At 64.7% G+C, this 5,632-nt stretch carries 3 protein-coding genes; all 3 read right to left on the reverse strand.

What is annotated here, in order from left to right:
• Positions 1-33: 33 nt before the first annotated feature.
• Positions 34-1,518 (reverse strand): 2-methylcitrate dehydratase, encoded by a 1,485-nt coding sequence (gene prpD / locus F6S12_RS29220; protein WP_161466667.1) that lies wholly within the window; start codon positions 1,516-1,518, stop codon positions 34-36.
• Between the two features lie 175 nt (positions 1,519-1,693).
• Entirely contained in the window at positions 1,694-2,884 is a 1,191-nt protein-coding gene (prpF, locus tag F6S12_RS29225; protein WP_015634743.1) for a 2-methylaconitate cis-trans isomerase PrpF, read from the reverse strand.
• A 61-nt stretch (positions 2,885-2,945) separates the two neighbouring features.
• A complete protein-coding gene (acnD, locus tag F6S12_RS29230) occupies positions 2,946-5,540 on the reverse strand; it encodes a Fe/S-dependent 2-methylisocitrate dehydratase AcnD (RefSeq protein ID WP_123473753.1) in 2,595 nt (864 codons plus the stop codon).
• Between the last annotated feature and the right edge of the window lie 92 nt (positions 5,541-5,632).

Here is a 5,632-nt window from a genome sequence, read left to right on the forward strand (position 1 = left end):
TCGCGAGCAAGCTCGCCCCTACAAGGATGGGTTTCAGATCACCAGCAGGTCGACGAACCGGTGCACCGGCGTCGCCTCAAGCCGCGCCTGATCCTTGCACAGCTGGAAAATCTGCGTCGAACGCTGGGCCGTGAAACGCGTGGCCAGGTTGGCCTTGAACTTGTCTTCCAGCAGCGGGATGCCTTCGGCGCGGCGGCGCCGGTGGCCAATGGGGTATTCCACCGCGACCTGCTCGGTGCTGGAGCCGTCCTTGAAGAACACCTGGATCGCATTGGCAATGGAACGCTTGTCGGCCTCCAGGTATTCACGGGTATAGCGAGGCTCTTCGACGATGTGCATCTTCTCGCGCAACTGATCGATGATCGGGTGCGCGGCATGGAAATCGTCCTCGTAATGCTCGGCCACCAGGGTGCCGAAGGCCAGGGGCACGGCGGTCATGTATTGCAGGCAATGGTCGCGGTCGGCGGCATTGGCCAGCGGCCCGACCTTGGAAATGATGCGGATCGCTGACTCATGGGTGGTGATGACGATGCGGTCGATTTCGTGCAGGCGGTTGCGCACCAGAGGATGCAAGGTCACCGCCGCTTCGCAGGCCGTTTGCGCATGGAATTCTGCCGGGAAACTGATCTTGAACAGCACGTTTTCCATCACGTAGCTGGCGTATTTCTGCCTCAGGCTGAACTGCCGCTGGCCCTCGGGTTTGAGCGCCAGGTCCTTGTTGGTATGGCTGAACAGCACGTCATAGAAGCCCCACTGCGGCGCCGTCAGGACGCCGGGAATGCCCATCTCGCCACGCAGGGCGATATCCGCCAGGCGCACCCCACGGCTGGAGGCATCCCCCGCCGCCCAGGATTTGCGCGAACCGGCATTGGGTGCATGGCGATAGGTGCGCAGCGCCTGGCCATCGACAAAGGCCTGGGACAGTGCCGCCAGCAACTGCTCGCGATTGGCCCCCATCAGCTTGGCGCACACTGCGGTGGAAGCCACTTTCACCAGCAGCACATGATCGAGGCCGACACGGTTGAAGGAGTTTTCCAGGGCAATCACGCCTTGAATCTCATGGGCCATGATCATGGCCTTGAGCACATCATTCATGGTCAGCGGCGCTTCGCCATTGGCCACGCGCTTTTGTGACAGGTGATCGGCCACCGCGAGAATTCCCCCGAGGTTGTCCGAGGGGTGGCCCCATTCGGCCGCGAGCCAGGTGTCGTTGTAGTCCAGCCAGCGCACGATGCAGCCGATGTCCCAGGCCGCCTTCACCGGGTCGAGGCGATAGCTGGTGCCGGGCACCCGGGCACCGAAAGGCACCACGGTACCTTCGACGATCGGCCCCAGGTGCTTGGTGCATTCGGGAAAACGCAGGGCCAGCAGGCCGCAGCCCAGGGTGTCCATCAGGCAATTGCGTGCGGTATCGAGGGCTTCTCGGGAGTCGATGGAATAATCCAGGACGTAATCGGCAATGTCCTGCAGGACCTGGTCGTAATCGGGACGGTTGTTCAGGTCAACGTTGCTGCTCATGAGCGCTTCACTCCAGTACAGGATGGTAGGTGGTGTCGATTCCTCAGTGACAGGTTCAGGTCAATAACGGCATCGCAGGTCTGCGCCTGCTCAGCGATTCAATCACAACCAGCGGCTGTGGCGAGGGAGCTTGCTCCCGCTGGACAGCAAGCCCCTCCACAGCGCGCTTCTCTTCCTAGAAACTGTCGCCGGGCACTCGCACCCAGCCTTCCATCAGCACCCGCGCGCTGCGGCTCATGATGGCCTTGACCACTGTCCAGTCACCGCCGCTCCGGGTGGCTTCGGCGCCGACGCGCAAGGTGCCCGAGGGATGGCCGAAACGTACCGCGCTGCGCGCGCCACCACCGGCCGCCAGGTTGACCAGGGTCCCGGGAATCGCCGCCGCGGTACCTATGGCCACCGCCGCGGTGCCCATCATCGCGTGGTGCAGCTTGCCCATGGACATGGCCCGCACCAGCAGGTCGACGTCCCCGGCCTTGATCGCCTTGCCGCTGGAGGCCTGGTAGTCCGCAGGCGCGGCGACAAAGGCCACTTTCGGCGTGTGCTGGCGCTGGGCGGCTTCATCCAGGTGTTTGATCAGGCCCATGCGCAGGGCGCCATGGGCGCGGATGGTCTCGAACATCGCCAGGGCCTTGGGGTCGCCATTGATATCGCCCTGCAGCTCGGTACCGCGATAGCCGATGTCTGCCGCGTTGACGAAGATCGTCGGAATCCCGGCATTGATCAGGGTCGCCTTGAAGGTGCCGACACCGGGCACTTCCAGGTCGTCCACCAGGTTGCCGGTGGGGAACATCGAACCGCCCGCACCCTCTTCCTCGGCCGCAGGGTCAAGGAACTCCAGCTGCACTTCGGCCGCCGGGAAAGTCACGCCGTCCAGCTCGAAGTCGCCGGTTTCCTGGACCTCACCGTTGGTGATCGGCACGTGGGCGATGATGCTCTTGCCGATATTGGCCTGCCAGATGCGCACCACCGCCACGCCGTTCTGCGGAATGCGCGCCGGGTCCACCAGGCCGCTGCTGATGGCGAAGGAGCCCACTGCCGCCGAGAGGTTGCCGCAGTTGCCGCTCCAGTCGACAAAGGCCTTGTCGATGGCCACCTGGCCGAACAGGTAGTCGACATCGTGGTCGGCCTTGATGCTCCTGGACAGGATCACCGTCTTGCTGGTGCTGGACGTGGCGCCGCCCATGCCGTCGATCTGCTTGTCATAGGGATCGGGGCTGCCGATCACCCGCAACAGCAGGGCGTCACGGGCTGCGCCCGGCAGTTGGGCCGCCTCGGGCAGGTCCTGCAGGTTGAAGAACACGCCCTTGCTGGTGCCGCCACGCATGTAGGTGGCGGGAATCTTGATCTGCGCTACGAATGCCATGAATTTCAGGTCCCGATAATGACCGGGGGCGGCGCCTTGCGGCCCGCCCCCGGTACGTTGCTTAGCTGGCTACTGCCGATTCCAGGAAGTCCTGGGCGAAGCGTTGCAGCACCCCGCCCGCCTCGTAGATCGATACCTCTTCGGCGGTGTCGAGGCGGCAGGTCACCGGCACCTCGAGCCGCTCGCCGTTCTTGCGGTTGATCACCAGGGTCAGTTGCGCCCGAGGCGTGCGCGCGCCGATCACGTCGTAGGTTTCAGTGCCATCGATACCCAGGGTCTTGCGGTCGGTGCCCGCGAGGAACTCCAGCGGCAGCACGCCCATGCCCACCAGGTTGGTACGGTGGATGCGTTCGAAGCCTTCGGCGACGATGGCTTCCACCCCCGCCAGGCGCACGCCCTTGGCTGCCCAGTCGCGGGATGAGCCCTGGCCGTAGTCGGCACCGGCAACGATGATCAGCGGCTGCTTGCGCTGCATGTAGGTTTCGATGGCTTCCCACATCCGCGTCACTTTGCCTTCTGGCTCGATCCGCGCCAGGGAACCCTGCTTGACCTTGCCGTTTTCCTGGACCATTTCGTTGAACAGTTTCGGGTTGGCGAAGGTCGCGCGCTGAGCGGTCAAGTGGTCGCCACGGTGGGTCGCGTAGGAGTTGAAGTCCTCTTCCGGCAGGCCCATTTTCGCCAGGTACTCGCCGGCCGCGCTGCCCGCCATGATGGCGTTGGACGGCGACAGGTGGTCGGTGGTGATGTTGTCCGGCAACACCGCCAGCGGGCGCATCCCGGTCAGGCTGCGCTCACCGGCCAGGGCCCCTTCCCAGTACGGCGGACGGCGGATGTAGGTGCTCTGCGGGCGCCATTCATACAGCGGCTCGACTTTCGGGCCGGTGTCTTCGTGGATGGCAAACATCGGGATGTAGACCTTGCGGAACTGCTCCGGCTTGACCGCCGCCTTGACCACCGCGTCGATCTCTTCGTCGCTCGGCCAGATGTCCTTGAGGCGGATTTCCCGGCCATTGGCGTCCAGGCCCAGCACGTCCTTTTCGATATCGAAACGGATGGTGCCGGCAATGGCGTAGGCCACCACCAGCGGCGGCGAAGCCAGGAACGCCTGCTTGGCGTAAGGGTGGATGCGCCCATCGAAGTTGCGGTTGCCCGAGAGCACGGCGGTGGCGTACAGGTCGCGGTCGATGATTTCCTTCTGGATCACCGGGTCGAGGGCACCGGACATGCCGTTGCAGGTGGTGCAGGCAAAAGCCACCACGCCAAAGCCCAGTTGCTCCAGCTCATGGCCCAGGCCGGCCTCTTCCAGGTACATGGCCACGGTTTTCGAACCCGGGGCCAGGGACGACTTGACCCATGGCTTGCGGGCCAGCCCCAGCTTGTTGGCGTTGCGCGCCAGCAGGCCGGCGGCGATCACGTTGCGCGGGTTGCTGGTGTTGGTGCAACTGGTGATGGCGGCGATGATCACCGCGCCGTCCGGCATCTGCCCCGGGGTTTCGGACCACTGCCCGGCGATGCCCTTGGCCGCCAGGTCGCTGGTGGCGACCCGGGCGTGCGGGTTGCTCGGCCCGGCCATGTTGCGTACCACCGACGACAGGTCGAACTGCAGGCCGCGCTCGTAGCGTGCGCTCTTCAGGCTGTCGGCCCACAGCCCAGTGTGCCTGGCGTAGCTCTCTACCAGGCGCACCTGCTCGTCTTCACGGCCGGTGAGCTTGAGGTAGTCGATGGTCTGCTGGTCGATGTAGAACATCGCCGCCGTGGCGCCGTATTCCGGAGCCATGTTGGAGATGGTGGCGCGGTCGCCCAGGGTCAGCGCCGCGGCACCTTCGCCAAAGAATTCCAGCCAGGCCCCCACCACTTTCTGCTTGCGCAGGAACTCGGTCAGCGCCAGCACCATGTCGGTGGCGGTGATGCCCGGTTGCAGCTTGCCGGTGAGCTCGACGCCGATGATGTCCGGCAGGCGCATCCACGAGGCGCGGCCGAGCATGACACTCTCGGCTTCCAGGCCGCCCACGCCGATGGCGATCACCCCCAGCGCATCCACGTGGGGGGTGTGGCTGTCGGTGCCGACGCAGGTATCAGGAAAGGCCACACCATCAAGCACCTGGATCACCGGGGACATTTTCTCCAGGTTGATCTGGTGCATGATGCCGTTGCCGGGCGGGATCACGTCGACGTTCTTGAAGGCCTTCTTGGTCCAGTTGATGAAGTGGAACCGGTCTTCGTTGCGCCGGTCTTCGATGGCGCGGTTCTTGTCGAAGGCGTCCGGGTCGAAACCGCCGCACTCCACCGCCAGGGAGTGGTCGACGATCAACTGGGTCGGCACCACCGGGTTGACCAGCGCCGGGTCACCGCCCTGGTCGGCGATGGCGTCGCGCAGGCCGGCCAGGTCCACCAGTGCGGTCTGGCCAAGAATGTCGTGGCACACCACGCGGGCCGGGAACCAGGGGAAGTCCAGGTCGTCGCGGCGTTCGATCAGTTGGCCGAGGGAAGCGTTGAGGGTTGCCGGATCACAGCGGCGCACCAGGTTTTCCGCCAGTACGCGGGAGGTGTAGGGCAGGCTGTCGTAGGCGCCTGGCTTAAGCGCATCGACCGCCGCCCGGGCGTCGAAATAGTCCAGTTGGCTGCCGGGCAGCGTCTTGCGAAATTCACTGTTCATGGTCAGGGCTCGGTCACGGTAGTTTCAAAGGGAGCGCCTGGCACCGTGTTGAATGGGCATCTATCCCTTGTAGGAGCGAGCTTGCTCGCGAT

It is taken from the genome of Pseudomonas sp. JV245A (genome assembly GCF_032424515.1).
GTDB lineage: Bacteria > Pseudomonadota > Gammaproteobacteria > Pseudomonadales > Pseudomonadaceae > Aquipseudomonas > Aquipseudomonas protegens.